The following is a 16,805-nucleotide window of genomic DNA, read 5'->3' as shown; positions in this document are numbered from 1 at the left end:
TTTGACAGCAATGTCTTGTTTTCACTTGGCCTCGCTCGTGAATGATGCAGATGCAAGCCCGCATTGCCGGACTTGGATCTGCTTTTTTGTTGCCCGAAATCCGTTCGATGTCTTGTTCCTATGTTTCTTGCGGCATGTCAAATTGCATAAAGGAGCGGGTTACGATGCGCTGGTTGTTCTTTATTTGATCCCCTTCATCAATCGCAGGTCATCCTGCGAAACAGAAGACTGCGATTTTTGAAGGAGGGAATTTTAGATGAAGCCATTGGTAAAAGTTGAAAACCTATACGTGGAGTACTTGGGGCGCAAAGTCCTGGATATCGAAGAACTCGAGCTGTACCCGTATGATCGCATTGGCCTGGTCGGTGCGAATGGGGCGGGCAAGAGCACGTTGCTGAAGGTGTTGGTTGGAGAAAGGCCAGTATCGGAAGGCCAGATTGTACGGGAGGGACGTCTAGCTTATATTCCGCAGCTGGATGAGCCTGTTGCAGGAGAGGGCAAAAACTTCGCCTTACTGGGCAAGATGGGCGTCGCCAGCAAGCTCGACGACGAGCGCCGAAGCGGCGGCGAAGAGACGAGGCTGAAGATCGCGTTGGCGATGTCGGAAGCCGCGGACGGGATTCTGGCCGATGAACCGACGTCCCACTTGGATCGCGAGGGCATACAGGTTTTGATCAGCCAATGCAGGCAGATTACTGGCGCCTTGTTGGTCATCAGCCATGATCGCGACTTTCTCGACCAAGTCGTGGATAAGATCTGGGAATTGAAGGACGGGAAGATTGCCGAGTATTGGGGCGGATACTCCGACTACTTGGCCCAGAAGGAGGAGGAGCGGCGAAGCCAGGCCGAGCAATTCAAGCAGTGGAGCGCTGAGCGCGTGCGGCTGGAGAAAGCCATTGCGGAAGCCAAGAGTCAGGCCAGAAAGATGGAGCAGAAGGCACGGGCCTCCGGCAAGAACAAATCGGAGAGCGGCGGACGACTCGGCCATCAGAAAACAACGGGCAGCAAACAGAAGAAGCTGCATCAAGCCGCCCGCAACATGGAGCATCGCATGGAAGCGCTAGGCAAGCCGGAAGCGCCGGAAACGCTACGAACCATTCGCTTTCGGCAAAGCCCTGCCCTGGCCCTGCACAATCCGTTTCCGATCATCGGGAACGATCTGGTCAAGCGGTATGGCGACAAAGTGATCTTCGAGCGGGCGTCGTTTCAATTTCCGCTGGGCGCCAAAATCGCGATTACGGGAGCGAATGGGACGGGGAAATCCACCCTGTTCCAGATGATTTTGAATCGCGAAGACGGCATTGTCCTGTCGCCCAAAGCCCAGTTGGGCTACTTTGCGCAAGACAGCTACAAAACCATGCGCGATCAGAAAGTGCTGGAGTATTTGCTGGACGAATGCGACTATCCAGTGTCTGAGGTGCGTGCCGTCCTGGCGGCAATGGGGGTTTCGCAGCAGGACATCCGCAAGGAGCTGGCTGTACTGAGCGGCGGGGAGATCATCAAGCTGAAGCTGGCCCACATGCTGCTCGGCCGGTACAATATCCTGCTCCTGGACGAGCCGAGCAATTTTCTCGATCTTCCTGCGGTGGAAGCCTTGGAGCAGCTTATGCGCGAATATGCAGGGACGATCTTGTTTATCACGCATGATGCCCGGTTGGTGGACAATGTAGCGGATATAGTATATGAAGTCAAGGATGGGAACATTATCAGGATAGACTAGAACGAACAGAGCCTTTGTTCTACAACATGAGGGGCTGCATCAAGTTGAGCAGCCCCTTCAAGTGTTATGTATTGGATGTTGAACACATAATATGGGGATTCTCGAAGTCCGTTCACGACAATGCGATACATGATGCTCATCCACTGTGAACGTTCATGTTGACGATAGCAGCGCTGCCGATTTAGCCGTTTGGGAAATGCAGCATCCGGAACTCAAACGGACACGGATGACCGCTACAGGGTGTCTGGGGCGTTTTTAGGAATATAACGGACATGGGTGACCATTAGCGCAGCATGGACAGGTCAAAACGACGATTTTTGCTCTCTAATGGACATCGGCGACCGTTAGAAAAGCAAAAGAACGTTTTTTTCGCTCTAATGGACACGGATGACCGCTATTTGATTCAAGCGACTGGTCCGTTCCTTCTTCGCCTCCTAATTCGTCCTACCTCTGAACGCGATGTACCGGTTTCAGTCATTTCCACAGGTTTATCGTACCGCCGCCGCCAATGTTGTGAGCTTGTGACGAGATCGTTACGGATTCGGTGAAATTTTGAAATAAGAGATTACGCAATTGCAGAATATTGGCTTGATGTTGGAAAAATGGATGTGTCAACCTCCCAGGCTAGTGGATAGTCAGAGGATAGGGAGAGGTTTTTTGGTGATTGCATATTTACGCTTTACGACCAGGAGCAAGCTATAGCTTGTGGTTTTGGAGTAGTGGAAAGGGAACACATAGGGTTATACGATATCGTGACGGATATCAACTTCAGAAACCGAGGCTTTGCAGAGCAAATGATACTCCATCTGCTGAGGTGGGGGCGGGAGAATGGAGCCAGGTACAGTTATCTAGCGGTAGTAGCGAACAATGCTCCGGCATGGAGGCTTTATTCCAAGCTGGGGTACAAAGAAGTATATAGGTATTGGTATAGGGTAAAAGACAATGCGTGATAAATGCCTGACTCCCCACCGTCCGGCGCTACGGACGAATCGTCACTCTTGTTCCAACCGGTACGAGCCTGGATAATGCAACAACATCCTGGTTATACATCCGAATACAACCGAGGGATACCAGCTTGCCAATGGAAGCCGGATTATTCGTACCGTGAATGCCGTAATGCGGTTTGGACAAGCCCATCCAGAACGCGCCGTAAGGCCCTCCGGGGTTAGCTTGTTTGTTAATAATGGTAAATTCGCCTGTTGGTGTTTGCGTGACCATGGCGCCGATTCCCACAGGAAACCCGCGAACGACAGTATTATGATCCAGCAGATATAACTGACGGTCGGATAGATCTACGATAATTCGGTAATTGGGCATGGCTTATCACATCCTTTTTTTTGCAGCATATGCGGATGCCTGCTGACAGGGTGATAGGTGATTCAGCCTCCGGAGAAAAGGTGCCACTGTTAATGAATCAAATATCGAAACAACAAAAAGACCCCGAGCGATTCCTGTTCAAGAATTGCTCGGGGTCAGTCGCCTCATGTCGCAACCTTCTGTTCGCTGAAGCGGATTGATTGATCGCAGATACTTTCGATGTCCTGCGGATCGTAAGATACGAGCAGGCAGGTGATGCCCGCTGTCTTCAAGATATCCCGAAGCTCACGGCGGATCGTGATTTTGAAGCCGCATCCAGATTACTGAACGGCTCATCCAGCAGCAGGAATGAAGAAGCTTAGGACGCCAATCGCGATAATCGCCCCGGGTATGGCGTATCCGGTCGTCATCGTCTTGGCGAGCGCGATTCCTGCGGCACTGTTCAGCATGCGGCTTGTGTAGGCAACGATGACGAACACCAAAATGATGAAAATCGTGGAAAGTCCAGCCAACTTGATAGAATTATACATGAAGTTATAGGTTTGCGAATTGACCATCCATGCTGAAATGAGCGGATACCAGTAGTTCGACCTATACAACACATTGTGAAAAATGTTGAAATAAGGTGACCGGTTTATGGCGGAAACATAAGGGTCTTTAGCTAAATCACTTGCCGTCTTTAAGTCCGAATGTTGCTTCCTTCCGCGTTAGTCATATGTTCATCCATGATCCTCTTCAACACTTTTACCTGCTTATCTGCTTTTGTCAATGTGATAGTCTACTGTTCCATGGTGAAATTTGCTCAGAACAGGTATGGTAGACTTTATTACGGAATAGCAACATATTCATAAATTATGGATTGACATTAAGTCATAACCAGATTAACATTAAGCAAGTTAATTCGACGAATAAACTAACCAAATTCAAGGTCGGCCATTCAAATCATGGAAAATACTAAAATGAAGCTTGGCATTGCCGCTTATTCTGTCATTAAGCGCCTTGGCAACTTCGAAGGAGATGAGATCCCGGCTGTATTGATTGGCAGTGTGTTTCAGCTGGGGAAAAGCGACAAGCTTTTGGCGAAATTGAAGAAAACGGTGCAAAGTCAATATCCCGATGCCAAATATACAGTTCCTGATAAGGCGCCGGTTTATGGCGCGGTATTGCTAGCTATGGATCGAATAGGAATGAAAGCCGATGCAAGCATTTATTCCACATTTAATTTCTATGGGAGGAGAACGGTATATGAACAATAAAGTGAAGATTGCTGTTATCGGTGGAGGTTCGAAGGAGGCAATTCGGAAATGACTAATTTGCGAATTGACACTGAAAAACACCTAGGCTTATAATGACGCTAGAATAGTTTATTCGTCGAACGAATAAACTAAAATACTTTCATAGAGGAGGTGTGATGCCATATGACTTTGTTAGATCAAAGAGTCGCTATAGTAACTGGGGCCGCGTCGGGTATTGGCAAAGCGACAAGCTTATTATTCGCAGAGCAAGGAGCCATCGTTGGTTTGGTTGATATTCATGAGACCAAGGGGCAACAAACGCTTGAGCAAATCCAAAAGGCTGGCGGTCGCGCATTTTTTATGCAAACGGATGTTTCAAACCCTGATTTAGTTCGATCAGCCGTTGAACAAACCTATGCCAAATATGGCCGAATCGATATCTTGGTCAACAATGCCGGAATCGGAATGCAAAAGCTGCTCCATACCGTAAGTGAAGAAGAATGGGAACGGTTGCACCATACAAACTTAAGAAGCGTATTTCTTTTCTCCAAGTACTGTATACCCTATATGATGGATGCCGGGAAAGGCGCCATTGTGAATGTATCGTCCGTACAAGCGGAAGCGACCCAAAAGCATTTTAGCGTCTATGCCTCAACAAAGGGCGGCATCAATGCCTTAACTAGAGGAATGGCCATTGATTATGCGAGGAACAACATTCGTGTGAATGCAGTTATGCCTGGATGCATCTATACCGACGACTTGCATCGATCCATTGAGAATCACGAGAACCCCGAAGCTCTCAAGCAATTTATCGAAACGATGCAGCCGATGTACCGCGCAGGACAGCCCGAAGAGGTTGCCCAGCTCATATTATTCCTGTCATCCGATATGGCCTCATTTATTACAGGGAGCTGCCATACCGTTGACGGAGGATATTTGGCGCAAATCATCGAGGAAAAGGGGATATAACATGCCATCGTACAAAAACTTGGGTGTCCGCACTCTCATCAATGCGGTTGATACGTATACCATCATCGGCGGTTCGTTAATGCCGGAAGAAGTCATCCATGCTATGGTCGAGGCCGGGAAATCATTCGTCAACATTGAAGAGCTTCAGGATAAAGCAGGACAACGGCTTGCTCAGTTGACCCGAAATGAAAGTGCGCTTATAACCAATGGGGCAGCTGCAGGCATGGCCATTGTGACTGCAGCCTGCGTTGCAGGCGACGATTTGGCGAAAGCTGAAAGATTGCCGGATACATTAGGCATGAAAAATGAAGTTATTATGCATAGAAGCCAAAGAAATGGTTATGATCACGCGATTAGGCAGGTTGGCGTTAAGCTGGTTGAGATAGGAAATGTGGATGTCACTTATCCATGGCAGCTGGAGAGCGCTATCAATGACCGTACTGCCTGCATCTTTTATTTCGATGCAGCGACCTTAAAGAAAGGGGTCCTGCCTTTGGAAACCGTAATAGAGATTGGCCAAAAGCATGGGATCCCTGTCATTGTGGATGCTGCGGCACAGCTGCCGCCGGTTGAGAATTTATGGAGATTTACGGAAATGGGAGCGACAGCAGCGATTTTCTCGGGTGGAAAAACATTAAGAGGGCCCCAATGCACAGGGCTTGTCGTAGGTAAAAGAGACTTGATCCATGCCTGCCGCATCCACATGAGTCCAAGGCATTCAATAGGCCGATCGATGAAGGTTGGAAAAGAAGAAATGATGGGATTGTTGGCAGCGGTCGAACGTTATATACGCTTGGATCATGCCAAAGTGACACATGAACTGGAACAAAGAGTTCAGCTGATCCAAAAATCGTTGAATAATCCAGGGCTGACAGTGCAAAGAGTGTTTCCTGGTCCTGTAGGGCAACATTATCCCAGAGCGGCCGTTATTTTGGATTCATCGATGCCTCTTTCCGCCCTTGAGCTCAAGAATCAATTGGAATGGGGAGAGCCGGGAATCATGGTTGGCTTAACTCCGGATGAACAAGGCATCATCATTAATCCGCTGAATCTTCAAGACCATGAAATTCCACTCATTATCGATAGAATGAAAGCGCTTTTATCAATGGAGTGAAGCGCGAAACTATGGAATAGGGGGTGTTGCACAAAAAATACGGGAAGCGGACTTCAGGCAATCTTCAAAGAGGGGAAGGAAACCAACATGCAATTTGATGTAGTCATCAAAGGCGGCTGCGTCATTGACGGCACTGAGAAAGAACGATTCAAAGCCGACGTTTATGTGAAAGACGGCAAGATCGTTGAGATTGCTGCTGATGAAAAGCCGAATGTCGTTGCAACAGAGATCATTGACGCTACTGGAAAAATTGTCAGCCCGGGTTTTATCGACACGCATGTTCATTCCGACATTATGTTATTGTGGGACAGGCAGCATGCCAATGGGCTGTATCAAGGTGTGACAACGGAAGTTTTAGGCCAGGACGGGCTCTCATACGCACCGTTAAGCGAAGCGAACTTATCGATGTATGCAAAGTATTTAGCCGGATTAAACGGCAGGCCGCCTATTTCATGGGATTGGTCGACTGTAGCAGAATACCGCCAACAGTTTCATCGAACGGTTGCCATCAACACGGTATACCAAGTGCCGCACGGAGCATTGAGGCTTGAAACGGTAGGGATGAAGGACGTGCCTTTAACCGGCGAGAGCATGAAAAAAGCCAAAGCATTGCTTGATCAAGGACTTAAGGAAGGCGCTGCTGCTTTCTCTACCGGGCTAAGCTATTATCCATGTTCGTACTCCGATACGGAAGAAATGATTGAATTATGCAAAACTGTGGCTGAGAACGACAGCGTATATGTTACTCACTTGCGAAGTGTATTTCGCGGGGAGCCGTTTGATCCGGTATTGGAAGCCATTGAGATTGCGGAAAAATCAGGGGCCAAGCTGCACTTTTCCCATTTCAGAACTACCCCGGAAACCGCTGGCAAGGTTGATGAAGTGATGAAGCATATCGATGCGGCGTATCAGCGGGGAGTTGACCTTACGTTGGAGCTATATCCGTACCCTTCCGGAAGCGGTTATGCTGTGATCTTTCTTCCGCCATGGGCAGTGGAGGACGGGTTTGATGCAACGCTGGAAAGACTTCGGAATCAATCCTTGAGAAAACGGATGATGGAAGGAATTGAAGCCAATACCATCGAATGCGTCGGGCATTTCACTCATCTAAAGAAAAATCCGCAGTATATCGGGAGAAGCTTTATTGATGTGGCCAGAGAGCGCGGACAGTCTGTGCCGGATATGATATGCGATATTTTGCTGGAAGAAGAGCTAGAGGTCGGATTCTTTACAACGCCTCCATTTGACGCTCCGGATATTTGGGAGCAAATCAACAAGGATGTCTTGGAGCTATTGTCCAGACCTTATTATATGGTTGGCTCCGATGGGATTCCGCTTGGGAAAAATCCTCATCCAAGAGCTTTTGGCACATTCCCCAGATTGCTCCGTTTCTGCAGGGAATACGGCTTCAGACTTGAGACAATGATTAACCGCATGACCAAGACGGCCGCAGACCGTTTCGGCCTGAAGGATCGGGGAACAGTGGAAGTCGGGAAAGCAGCGGATTTGGTTGTATTTGATCCGGATTCGGTCAGAGACACCGCAACCTATCTACTTTCCAGAAGCGCCCCGGAAGGCATCTCACATGTACTCGTTAACGGTGAAGTTGCGGTTCGAAACGAGAAAGTAACCGGTGTATTTGCAGGACAAGCGTTATCCAGGCAATTCTAAACAATAAGGAGGGCAAAACAGTGACTAACAATAAGAAGCTGATTAGCATTTTCATGATTATGGCATTGGTGATGGGAGTAATTGCTGGGTGCTCCAGTTCAAACAATAACAACACAGGGTCAAACCAGTCCGGCAACAGTAATACGGACTCCGGTTCCGAGTCCCAAACCTTAAGACTGTCGTTGTTCGCTGGCGGCTATGGCGAAGAGGTATGGAATAAGACGATCGATGCATTTAAACAGGCAAATCCAGATGTAGTGGTTGAAGTGGAGTTAAGTCCTACCAACAGCGAGACGCTTAGAATCAATTTCCTGGAAGGAAGTCCGCCGGACCTGTACTTCGCAAATGCTTCGCATTTTGACAGCTATCGATTAATCAGCGAGGGTCTTCTAACATCGCTTGAAGATGTGTTGGCAGTGGATGCCCCGGTAGGTGACGGGAAATTTGGCGATATGCTGATTCCTTCCATTATCGACGGACTTCGTGTAAACGATGAACTTTACTTAATGCCTTTTGATACTTTGGTATTCGGTCAATTTTATGATCAGCATTTGTTTGATCAAAATGGGTGGACTGCCCCGGAAAATCTGGAGCAATTCATGCAAGTAGGAAATGAAATGATAGCGAATCATATAGCACCGTTTACTTACACCGGCGTATACCCTGTCTATTTTACCTGGTCGGTCGTTCCCTTAATTGGCTCCATTGGGGGACCAGAGATTCTGGAGAAAATAGAAAATAATGTTGAGGGAGCATGGAAGGACCCTGCTGTTATCGAAGCTTTTGAACGCATTAAAGACTTGAATGACAACGGGTTCATTCAAAAAGGCGTGCTTTCTTTTGACCATACGCAAGCGCAAATGGAATTTATTAATCGCAGGGCAGCTACCGTTGTATCCGGCACATGGATCGAAAATGAGATGGAAGGCAATTGGCCAGATGACTTTGAACTAAGATTCCTGGGCAACCCATGGAATAAACCAGGCGAATCCCAATATGTTTCCATTGCAGCCTCTGTGCTTGGAGTGCCAAAAGATGCGAAAAATCCTGAACTTGCCAAAGAATTCATCAAGTTCATGTTTACCGATGAAATCATGCAATTGTGGGCTGATGAAGTGGGCGTCTTACGACCTTTAGAGAACTTGGACAACTATGCTGCCGGATTGCCTGAATCGTTACTGGATGCCATTCAATCCTTGAATAGCCCGAATATCGCTACACACGTCCAATTGTTTACTGACAAATATCCGGAAGTACTAAAAGCCCTGGGCGATGGACTAAATGCTTTGATTGACGGCAGCATCACCATTGACCAATTGACTGATAATTTGGAGGCCGCTACCAAGATTACTCGTGAATCCGAATAATTCACAAAAGCGGGGATGGCGTTGCGCAGCTGATGCAAATCTTCTGCGCAACTGCTGCTCTTCCAATGCAATATCTAAAGTCGGGAAGAATGGAGAAGGCCAATGAAGAAAAAACAAAAAATATTTATACTAGCGTTTTTAGCGCCTCCGCTTTTCGTATACTTGTTTTTTTTCGTTTATCCGTTCCTGAACTCGTTTCGAATCAGCTTTTATAAGTGGTCCGGATATTCGCAAAATATGACTTATGTGGGCTTAGACAATTTCAAACGAGTCTTTACCGATTCGGTTGTCTTTAAAGCGTTATACCACAATTTCTACTTTATTGCTTTTTCGTCCGTTCTTATTTTTGCCTTGGCTATGTTTTTCGCAGTGATCTTTACCTCGAAGAAATATCCCGAGATTCCATTTTACCGGGTATTGTATTTCTTTCCGAATATGCTTTCTATTGTTGTTGTAGCGATTATGTGGATGTTTATTTTTAATCCATCTTTCGGTTTGTTCAACCCAATTATGAAATGGTTGGGCCATTCTGATCCGAATTATGCGCTTCTTGGCTCTACCAGTACTGTAAAAGCTGCGTTGCTGGCCCCGCAAGTATGGATGCAAATGGGTTTTTATATGGTATTATTTATAGCTGCGATTAACACGATACCGAAATCACTATATGAAGCAGCTGATATTGACGGGGCGGGAGCTTTTCGGAAATTTTGGAATATTACGCTTCCGGGGATTTGGTATACCATTCAGATCACTCTAGTATTTTTCATTATCAATTCTGTTAATAATACGTTTGCCTTAATTACGGTGACAACCAAGGGTGGGCCTAATCGGGCTTCGGAGGTGGTGACCACTTATTTTTACGAACAAGCTTTTATAAACAGCAATTTTGGATACGGCACCGCGATCGCAATGAGCTTGTTTATGCTCATGTTTATCATATCCCTGTTGATCATGCGGTTGACGCAACGTCATGATTAGGAGGTCGGCATAATGACACCGAAAAATGAGAAAACAGGGAAGATCGTAGGTAAGCATACGTTGGGCGACTTCGTCATCAGGGGAGCGCTGCTGATTTATGGGTTAATAGTATTATTCCCCCTTATATGGGTCATGTACACCTCGTTCAAAACGAGCAGGGAGTTTTATGAGAATCCATGGGGACTTCCGGAAACTTTCTCATTTGAAAATTACGTGAATGCATGGCATTCAGCGAAGATCGGCACTTACTTCTCGAACAGCATATTGGTAACCGCAGGGATGGTTGTGCTTACATTGATATTGTCTTCCATGTTGGCGTATATTTTATCGAGGTTTACATTTACCGGGCGCAATATCATTCAATCGTTAATCATCGCTGGTTTGTTGGTTCCGAGTGTGCTTGGGACGATCCCCGTATTTACCCTTATGAAGTCCTTAGGGCTGACAAACAGTCATCTGGGTTTGATCATTGTGTATACGGCTTATGCCATGCCATTTTCCGTATTCGTTCTGATCGGATTTTTCAAGTCCATCCCCAGGGATATGGAAGAAGCCGGCATGATCGACGGAGCTTCGCATTATCGGATTTTCCGAAGTATTATGTTTCCTCTGGCAAGGCCGGGCGTAATTACCATTTCAATTTTTAATTTCTTGTGGTATTGGAACGAATATGCATTTGCCTTAACGCTGCTAAGTTCGGAAACAAAAAGAACACTGCCTTTGGGTTTGGCATTCCTGACAACGAGCCAAAGATATAAGACAGAGTGGGGAGAGCTCTTTGCGGGCGTTATCATCATCATGATCCCTGTCGTTCTTGTGTATATCTTGTTCCAGCGGAAATTGATCAGCGGCTTAAATACCGGCGCTGTCAAAGAATAAAGAATGGGACAACTATGAGTTTAGCAGAACAAAGAATTGTAAAACGGGGCTGTCCAATAAGTCCCCAAAATAAAAAGTTGGGCGGAAAAAACGTAATGTTTTCTGTCCAACTTTTTTTGTGCGGCTGCTTTTGCAGGAAAGTAGCGAGGCGGATGCCACATTTATAGAGCTTGAAGCTTTGCTCTAGGCTAGAAGCGTTTCTTGTCGTCTGGTATTTCTGAAAGCGAACGTATCGACCATTCGGGCAAACAAAGCGATCATCCTGCTCTTCGTACGTCCGGTTGGAAGCGTGCCGGATGACGGACTGAATGATTAAGCTGATTAAGTTGACGGATTAAAATCATGCATTTAACAAAAATGAGGGGTTCGTTCTCCACCAGTTTCCGCGAACCATTCATTCACCACACTCCATGCTTGCATTATTCACGTGTCTAAACCGTCCGTCCTCGTGAACGTTGCGCACGGGCTAACCTTGTAACGGAAATAGGAGACCTTAATGCGGTCAAATTCGTGCTTTGCAATTTCTAACGGAACCAGGAGACCTTATTGGGTCACTTTGCTGTGATCTGCAGTGGATTTAGCCCCAATAGCGTCGCTCACTTCCGTTACAATTTCCAGCCTCCATTTTTTCGCCCAATAACGTCTCTGCGTTCCGTTACAGATCCACTTGAATTTTGTCTTTCAACACCTTAATTTCTATAGTCATTGTTATCTCGTGTGAAGGAGATTTTTTTTCTAATAATGGAATATACGCTTTTTAAGTATCGACGCGACATATCTTTAGTACGCACTCCACATGTGCCGTATGCGGGAACATGTCAACGGGTTGGACCCATTCGAGGCGATAGCCGCTGTCGAGCAACACCTGGCAGTCCTTGGCGAGCGTGGATGGATTGCAAGAGACGTAGACGAAGCGAGCCGGGCGGGCTTTGGCGATGGCGTCGAGCAGAGGGCGCTCGCAGCCGGTGCGCGGCGGATCGACGACGACCACGTCGGGGCGAATGCCCTGCTTCACCCATTGCGGCAGCAAGCGCTCTGCCCGTCCCTCGTAAAATTTCGCATTCGTGATGCCGCTGGTGCGCGCATTGTCGCGCGCATCCCGAACAGCTTCCGGGATCACTTCAATGCCGCGCACCTCGCGGGCTTGCGGAGCGAGCCACAGGCCAATGGTGCCCGTTCCGCAATAGGCGTCGACGACTAACTCCGTGCCGCTTAGCGCTGCCGCTTCCTGCGCCGCATTGTACAGCTTGATCGTCTGCGCCGGATTCAGCTGGAAGAAAGCGCGGGGGGAAAGCGAGAACCGCACATCGCCCAACGTTTCTTCCAATCGTTCGTTTCCCCACAGTACGTGCGTCGTCTCGCCGAAGACGAGCGGCGACTTGCCCTTGTGGATGTTGTGCGCAATCGTGGCGACCATGGGCAATTTCTCGCGAACGCGGGCCACCAGGCGATCGGCATGCGGTATGCGCTCTTCTGCGGTTATTAGTGTCAACTGCACTTGACCGCTAGCTTGTCCGACCCGCGCGACGATAGTGCGAACCGCCCCCTTTCGCGCCCGCTCGTTGTAGATGGATATATGCAGCTCCTCCATAATCGCCTTTACCTGTTCCACGACTTGATTGACGACCGGATGATGGATCGGACAGCCGCTGATATCTACCAGGCGATGACTGCCCGCCGCATAGAGGCCTGTGACGATGGTTTCGGCATCACGTCCGGCTTGCAGCTGCGCCTTGTTCCGGTAGCCCCAAGGGTCCTCCATGCCGAGGATGGGACGCAGCGGAAGTTCCGCCAGCCGAGTGTAGCGCCGGAACGCCTCGCGCACCAGCTCTTCCTTGGCTTGCAATTGTCCTTTGTAAGTCATATGCTGCAGCTGGCACCCTCCGCAAGCTTCGTAGACAGCGCATGGCGGCTGCTGGCGGTCGGGGGAGCGCTTCTCGATTTCGACAATCTCCGCTTTCAAAAAGCCAGGCTCCACCTGGGTGACCTTCGCTTTCACAACCTCGTTCGGCAACGCACGGTCAATAAATACGGCCTTGCGCTTGTAGTAGCCGACGCCCTCGCCGTTGATGCCGATGCGCTTGATCGTGACGACAAGGCGGTCGCCTGTCCGTACTTCTTCGGCGGATGCAGTCCTCGGCGAAGGTCCAGCGTGTTGGCGTGTTGGCGATTGGGTTTGCGATGAGTATGTCCCCGTCCGCTTCGGCTCGGGCTTTCTTGAATAGTTGGTTTTATTGTCCTTCATGCTGCTTCGCTCCGTTCCTTCATTTGCCTTTCCTTCACTATAGCATAGCAAGTCCGCATTCCCCAACATGCGCATGATGCCCTGCCACAAGGGGCAAAACTATGAAAAACATTCAGGAGAGCAAGGGCAAGCCACCACACCCCAAATGGGGGAGAACAGGAGACGAGACTATGACTGCATTCAAGCCTGCGATATGGCCGGAGGAACCGGCGCCGCCTTATGCGGTCAATTGCCAAAATTGCGAGCTGGCCGGACATAGAGGACGTGTGATCTGGGGAGAAGGCAATCCGGAGGCGCCGCTGTTCGTGCTGCTGGACAACCCGGGCGCGCGGGAGAACAAGGAAGGCGCACCCTTCGTCTGCGGGACAAGGGAAACGCTGCAGCAAGGACTGCACGAGGTTGGCGTAGAGCCGGATGCGGTCTATGTCAGCTACTTGCTCAAGTGCCGGCCGCTGCGGGCTTACGATAAGCCGCTGGCAAGAGAGGCGTGCGCGCCGTATTGGAAGCTGCAGCTCGCTGATAAGCATCCAGACCTGCTATTGGGACTCGGGAATGTTGTAGCGCAAGCGCTAGTCCCGGGGGAAGACGCCGAGGTCAAACGGCTGCGCGGAAGCTGGCATCAGGCCGCCGGGCTGCCGACGACGTTTACCTATCATCCGCTGGCTGTCAGAAGAAGGCCTGTCTTAATGAAGTACTTCCTGGAGGATTTGGCCATGGTGGCGCGAGAGCTGAAGGAGAGGGGAAAAGCGACGAAGCGCAGGCAGGACAGCAGCGAGTGAATGCGACTTGCAAGACACTACTTAATCTGCTGTCTCCATTTTTCGGTATATGCCCGGGGTGACCTTGGCCCACTTCTTGAATTGACGGCCGAAATGCGCCAGGTTGTCGTAGCCGACCTGCTGGGCGATATCGATGATCTTGTCATCGGTTTGCTTCAGCAATCTGCATGCAGCCTTGATGCGCGTCATATTGACATATTCCACAAGGGAGAATCCGGTTACGCTGCGAAAGGAGCGGCTGAGATGGTACGGACTGGTGTGGAATCGGACCGCCCAGTCCTCCAGCGAACAGGGCTCGGTATAGGAGCGATTGATTTCTTGGACTATGGCGGATATTTTCTGGTGCATCGGACTGACATGCTCATGCTCGGCCGTTTGCTGCCGCTGCATTTGGCGCTTGGCGAACAACAGCAATTCGGTCAGAAGCTGTTTGAAATACAGCTCATACCCGAACTCGCGCTTTTCCGCTTCCTGCTCCATCTTCTGAAACAGCCCCTGCACGAACAGCTGATCCGCTACTTTGAGACGCAATACGCGATGCGGCAGGCGGAACGGCTCCAGCAGCTCGTGCAGCATAGGGGCATCGAGCGGTTCCAGAAACAGCTTGTTGAAATTCAGCACGAGCCGTTCATGGCGAGGAGAATCGAGAATCGAGGCTTTGTGCACCTCGTATTCATGGATAAACACAAGATCTCCGGCCTCCACAGTGAAGGAACGGTCCCCGATAAAATAAGAGCGTCTGCCCTGATACAAGTAATTGATTTCGAAGTTGCGGTGATAATGGTTTTTTCGCTCGAACGGCTGGAACCTCCGCATGCGCTCAAAGTGGAAGGGATCGTTCTCTTGGCCATAACACGAGACGATTTGATCTTGCATGGCGCTTGGCTCCTTTTCGTTTGCACGCTACATGCCCAATTAAAAGGGGAATGTTGGGCGACTCATAGCAAAATCGTATCATAATGGGGCGAAATCAGCAAGAATGACGTGGAGAACATACGCTTATTGCCTTATTATGAAAGCGAATTCATAATATAGAGGAGTGGTCTGATGGCAGCAGCGTTGAAGCAAATTGCGGCTTCCTCGGGATGGAAGGTATACGACAAGTCCTTGGATGCCCATGGTGGGACTGCACTTGCGATGGTGCGGGGCAAGGAGGGGAAGTTCCTGTTGGCAGTCGGGGAGGGCGAGTTGTTCGAAGAACTGGATGGAACCGTGATCGCGGAAGGTGAAGCGAAGGCGGCCCCTCTGACACATGACAACCGAAAAGTGCTCAATCGCTACTTTCCCTACACCGCGCCAAGAGCGCTGGGCACAGAGATCGCGACAATCGGACTGGGGGATCGCCTCGGCATTGCGGGACCCGGACAGCTTCAGGCGGTGAAAGGGAAGAAGATTTGGCCCGTACTGGCCCAGCAAAGCATTCGCGAATTGCATTTGACCGGACGCAGCTATGAGGAGGTGCTGGATGCCGCGTGCTACGCTGTTTTTCAAGAAGGATTCCGTGACGGCTTCGGTGCGGATGGCGACCATTTGAAGGCGGAAGCCGACATCGAGCTGGCGCTGCGGCTGGGTTTTACGATGTTGACCCTTGACTGCTCCGAGCATATCGACAATGATGTGGCAAGCATGGACGGGGGACAGATCAGGCAGGCTTACGAAACGTATCCTTCGGCAATCAGAGAGAGATATGAGCAGCGATACAGCGGCAAGACCTTCGCAATCGGGGAAGAGTCCATTGCCTTCGATGCCGGGACTCTGCAAGGCTACGTCTGCATTTACAGCAAGGCGATTGACTTCATGGAGCGCATATACAACACATACATCGTTCCGGCAGGGCGCGAGATAGATTTTGAAATATCGATCGATGAAACCTTGACGCCGACTGATCCGGCTGCTCATTTCATGGTGGCGCAAGAGCTTCGGGAGCGCGGCGTGCACATATACAGCATGGCGCCCCGGTTTTGCGGAGAGTTCCAGAAAGGGATCGATTACATCGGGGATCTGGGTCAATTCGAGCAGGAATTGAAGGTGCATGCCGCCATTGCCGACCATTTCGGCTATAAGCTGAGCATCCATTCCGGCAGCGACAAGTTCAGCGTGTTCCCGATCATCGGCAAGCATACATCGGGCCGATTCCACGTGAAGACGGCGGGAACAAACTGGCTGGAAGCTGTGCGCACGGTGGCGCAGGTGAACCCGACGCTGTATCGCCGCATGCATGCTTATGCGCTGGAGCATGTGGAGGAGGCATTGGCGTACTACCATGTGTCAATGAAGCTCGAAGAGATTGCCCCGCTGGACCGGACTCCGGATGAGCAGCTTCCTGCTTATATAGAAGAAGACAATGCCCGGCAGCTCATTCACATCACGTATGGGCTGCTGCTGCAGGCGCAGGATGAGCAGGGGAAGTCATTGTTCAAGACGGAATTCTATGAAACGTTAGATCGGCAGGAAGAAGCCTATGCAGAGGCATTGCGCGGTCATATCGGCCGTCATCTGGAACTGCTGGGCAAGTCATGACGAGGGAGGAA

At 49.6% G+C, this 16,805-nt stretch carries 15 protein-coding genes; 11 read left to right on the top strand and 4 right to left on the bottom strand.

The features are described from left to right. The first annotated feature begins 256 nt into the window (after positions 1–256). Both abc-f and XYCOK13_RS16695 read left to right on the top strand, forming a co-directional pair. Complete coding sequence (abc-f, locus tag XYCOK13_RS16700; protein ID WP_213413377.1) at positions 257–1,720, top strand: ribosomal protection-like ABC-F family protein; 1,464 nt, start codon at positions 257–259, stop codon at positions 1,718–1,720. 668 nt (positions 1,721–2,388) lie between these two features. Next, the gene (locus tag XYCOK13_RS16695; protein ID WP_213413405.1) at positions 2,389–2,670 is read left to right on the top strand and encodes a GNAT family N-acetyltransferase; all 282 of its coding nucleotides are present in this window, start codon (positions 2,389–2,391) and stop codon (positions 2,668–2,670) included. Between the two features lie 28 nt (positions 2,671–2,698). Here the strand turns inward: XYCOK13_RS16695 and XYCOK13_RS16690 are convergent, their stop codons facing one another. Together XYCOK13_RS16690 and XYCOK13_RS16685 are read right to left on the bottom strand one after the other, a co-directional pair. Further along, the gene (locus tag XYCOK13_RS16690) at positions 2,699–3,037 is read right to left on the bottom strand and encodes a L,D-transpeptidase (RefSeq protein ID WP_213413376.1); all 339 of its coding nucleotides are present in this window, start codon (positions 3,035–3,037) and stop codon (positions 2,699–2,701) included. Between the two features lie 332 nt (positions 3,038–3,369). After that, a complete protein-coding gene (locus tag XYCOK13_RS16685; RefSeq protein WP_213413375.1) occupies positions 3,370–3,567 on the bottom strand; it encodes a hypothetical protein in 198 nt (65 codons plus the stop codon). A 429-nt stretch (positions 3,568–3,996) separates the two neighbouring features. On the opposite strand from XYCOK13_RS16685, the gene XYCOK13_RS16680 reads away from it, so the two are divergent. From XYCOK13_RS16680 to XYCOK13_RS16650, 7 genes are all read left to right on the top strand, one after another. Beyond that, positions 3,997–4,293, top strand: coding sequence for a hypothetical protein (locus XYCOK13_RS16680; protein ID WP_213413374.1), 297 nt, complete (start codon positions 3,997–3,999; stop codon positions 4,291–4,293). Positions 4,294–4,455: 162 nt separating this feature from the next. Then, a complete protein-coding gene (locus XYCOK13_RS16675) occupies positions 4,456–5,241 on the top strand; it encodes an SDR family NAD(P)-dependent oxidoreductase (RefSeq protein ID WP_213413373.1) in 786 nt (261 codons plus the stop codon). Position 5,242: 1 nt separating this feature from the next. Next, positions 5,243–6,355, top strand: a complete 1,113-nt coding sequence (locus XYCOK13_RS16670; protein ID WP_213413372.1) for an aminotransferase class V-fold PLP-dependent enzyme — start codon at positions 5,243–5,245, stop codon at positions 6,353–6,355. Between the two features lie 87 nt (positions 6,356–6,442). Continuing rightward, positions 6,443–8,026 carry an N-acyl-D-amino-acid deacylase family protein gene (locus XYCOK13_RS16665; RefSeq protein ID WP_213413371.1) on the top strand — a complete coding sequence of 528 codons (1,584 nt, stop codon included), beginning with the start codon at positions 6,443–6,445 and terminating at the stop codon, positions 8,024–8,026. A 20-nt stretch (positions 8,027–8,046) separates the two neighbouring features. After that, complete coding sequence (locus XYCOK13_RS16660; RefSeq protein WP_213413370.1) at positions 8,047–9,393, top strand: extracellular solute-binding protein; 1,347 nt, start codon at positions 8,047–8,049, stop codon at positions 9,391–9,393. 102 nt (positions 9,394–9,495) lie between these two features. Beyond that, a complete protein-coding gene (locus XYCOK13_RS16655; protein WP_213413369.1) occupies positions 9,496–10,371 on the top strand; it encodes a carbohydrate ABC transporter permease in 876 nt (291 codons plus the stop codon). A 12-nt stretch (positions 10,372–10,383) separates the two neighbouring features. Next, a complete protein-coding gene (locus XYCOK13_RS16650; RefSeq protein ID WP_213413368.1) occupies positions 10,384–11,250 on the top strand; it encodes a carbohydrate ABC transporter permease in 867 nt (288 codons plus the stop codon). 757 nt (positions 11,251–12,007) lie between these two features. Here XYCOK13_RS16650 and rlmD read toward each other — a convergent pair. Continuing rightward, the gene (rlmD, locus tag XYCOK13_RS16645) at positions 12,008–13,495 is read right to left on the bottom strand and encodes a 23S rRNA (uracil(1939)-C(5))-methyltransferase RlmD (protein ID WP_244865217.1); all 1,488 of its coding nucleotides are present in this window, start codon (positions 13,493–13,495) and stop codon (positions 12,008–12,010) included. A gap of 170 nt (positions 13,496–13,665) precedes the next feature. On the opposite strand from rlmD, the gene XYCOK13_RS16640 reads away from it, so the two are divergent. After that, complete coding sequence (locus tag XYCOK13_RS16640) at positions 13,666–14,274, top strand: uracil-DNA glycosylase (RefSeq protein WP_213413366.1); 609 nt, start codon at positions 13,666–13,668, stop codon at positions 14,272–14,274. A 21-nt stretch (positions 14,275–14,295) separates the two neighbouring features. On the opposite strand, the gene XYCOK13_RS16635 is transcribed toward XYCOK13_RS16640, so the two are convergent. Further along, on the bottom strand, positions 14,296–15,150 hold the full coding sequence (locus XYCOK13_RS16635) for a helix-turn-helix transcriptional regulator (protein WP_213413365.1): 855 nt from the start codon (positions 15,148–15,150) through the stop codon (positions 14,296–14,298). Between the two features lie 171 nt (positions 15,151–15,321). On the opposite strand from XYCOK13_RS16635, the gene XYCOK13_RS16630 reads away from it, so the two are divergent. Next, positions 15,322–16,794, top strand: coding sequence for a tagaturonate epimerase family protein (locus XYCOK13_RS16630; protein WP_213413364.1), 1,473 nt, complete (start codon positions 15,322–15,324; stop codon positions 16,792–16,794). Positions 16,795–16,805: the final 11 nt, after the last annotated feature.

Source organism: Xylanibacillus composti (genome assembly GCF_018403685.1).
In the GTDB taxonomy this organism is placed as follows: Bacteria; Bacillota; Bacilli; order Paenibacillales; family K13; genus Xylanibacillus; species Xylanibacillus composti.
This window is presented reverse-complemented; position numbering and strand designations above follow the sequence as displayed.

Excerpts from the sequence above, each read along its gene's own strand:
- abc-f (WP_213413377.1), top strand. The coding sequence starts at position 257 with ATGAAGCCATTGGTAAAAGTTGAAAACCTATACGTGGAGTACTTGGGG.
- XYCOK13_RS16690 (WP_213413376.1), bottom strand. The coding sequence starts at position 3,037 with ATGCCCAATTACCGAATTATCGTAGATCTATCCGACCGTCAGTTATAT.
- XYCOK13_RS16685 (WP_213413375.1), bottom strand. The coding sequence starts at position 3,567 with ATGTATAATTCTATCAAGTTGGCTGGACTTTCCACGATTTTCATCATT.
- XYCOK13_RS16680 (WP_213413374.1), top strand. The coding sequence starts at position 3,997 with ATGAAGCTTGGCATTGCCGCTTATTCTGTCATTAAGCGCCTTGGCAAC.
- XYCOK13_RS16675 (WP_213413373.1), top strand. The coding sequence starts at position 4,456 with ATGACTTTGTTAGATCAAAGAGTCGCTATAGTAACTGGGGCCGCGTCG.
- XYCOK13_RS16670 (WP_213413372.1), top strand. The coding sequence starts at position 5,243 with ATGCCATCGTACAAAAACTTGGGTGTCCGCACTCTCATCAATGCGGTT.
- XYCOK13_RS16665 (WP_213413371.1), top strand. The coding sequence starts at position 6,443 with ATGCAATTTGATGTAGTCATCAAAGGCGGCTGCGTCATTGACGGCACT.
- XYCOK13_RS16655 (WP_213413369.1), top strand. The coding sequence starts at position 9,496 with ATGAAGAAAAAACAAAAAATATTTATACTAGCGTTTTTAGCGCCTCCG.
- XYCOK13_RS16650 (WP_213413368.1), top strand. The coding sequence starts at position 10,384 with ATGACACCGAAAAATGAGAAAACAGGGAAGATCGTAGGTAAGCATACG.
- rlmD (WP_244865217.1), bottom strand. The coding sequence starts at position 13,495 with ATGAAGGACAATAAAACCAACTATTCAAGAAAGCCCGAGCCGAAGCGG.
- XYCOK13_RS16640 (WP_213413366.1), top strand. The coding sequence starts at position 13,666 with ATGACTGCATTCAAGCCTGCGATATGGCCGGAGGAACCGGCGCCGCCT.
- XYCOK13_RS16635 (WP_213413365.1), bottom strand. The coding sequence starts at position 15,150 with ATGCAAGATCAAATCGTCTCGTGTTATGGCCAAGAGAACGATCCCTTC.
- XYCOK13_RS16630 (WP_213413364.1), top strand. The coding sequence starts at position 15,322 with ATGGCAGCAGCGTTGAAGCAAATTGCGGCTTCCTCGGGATGGAAGGTA.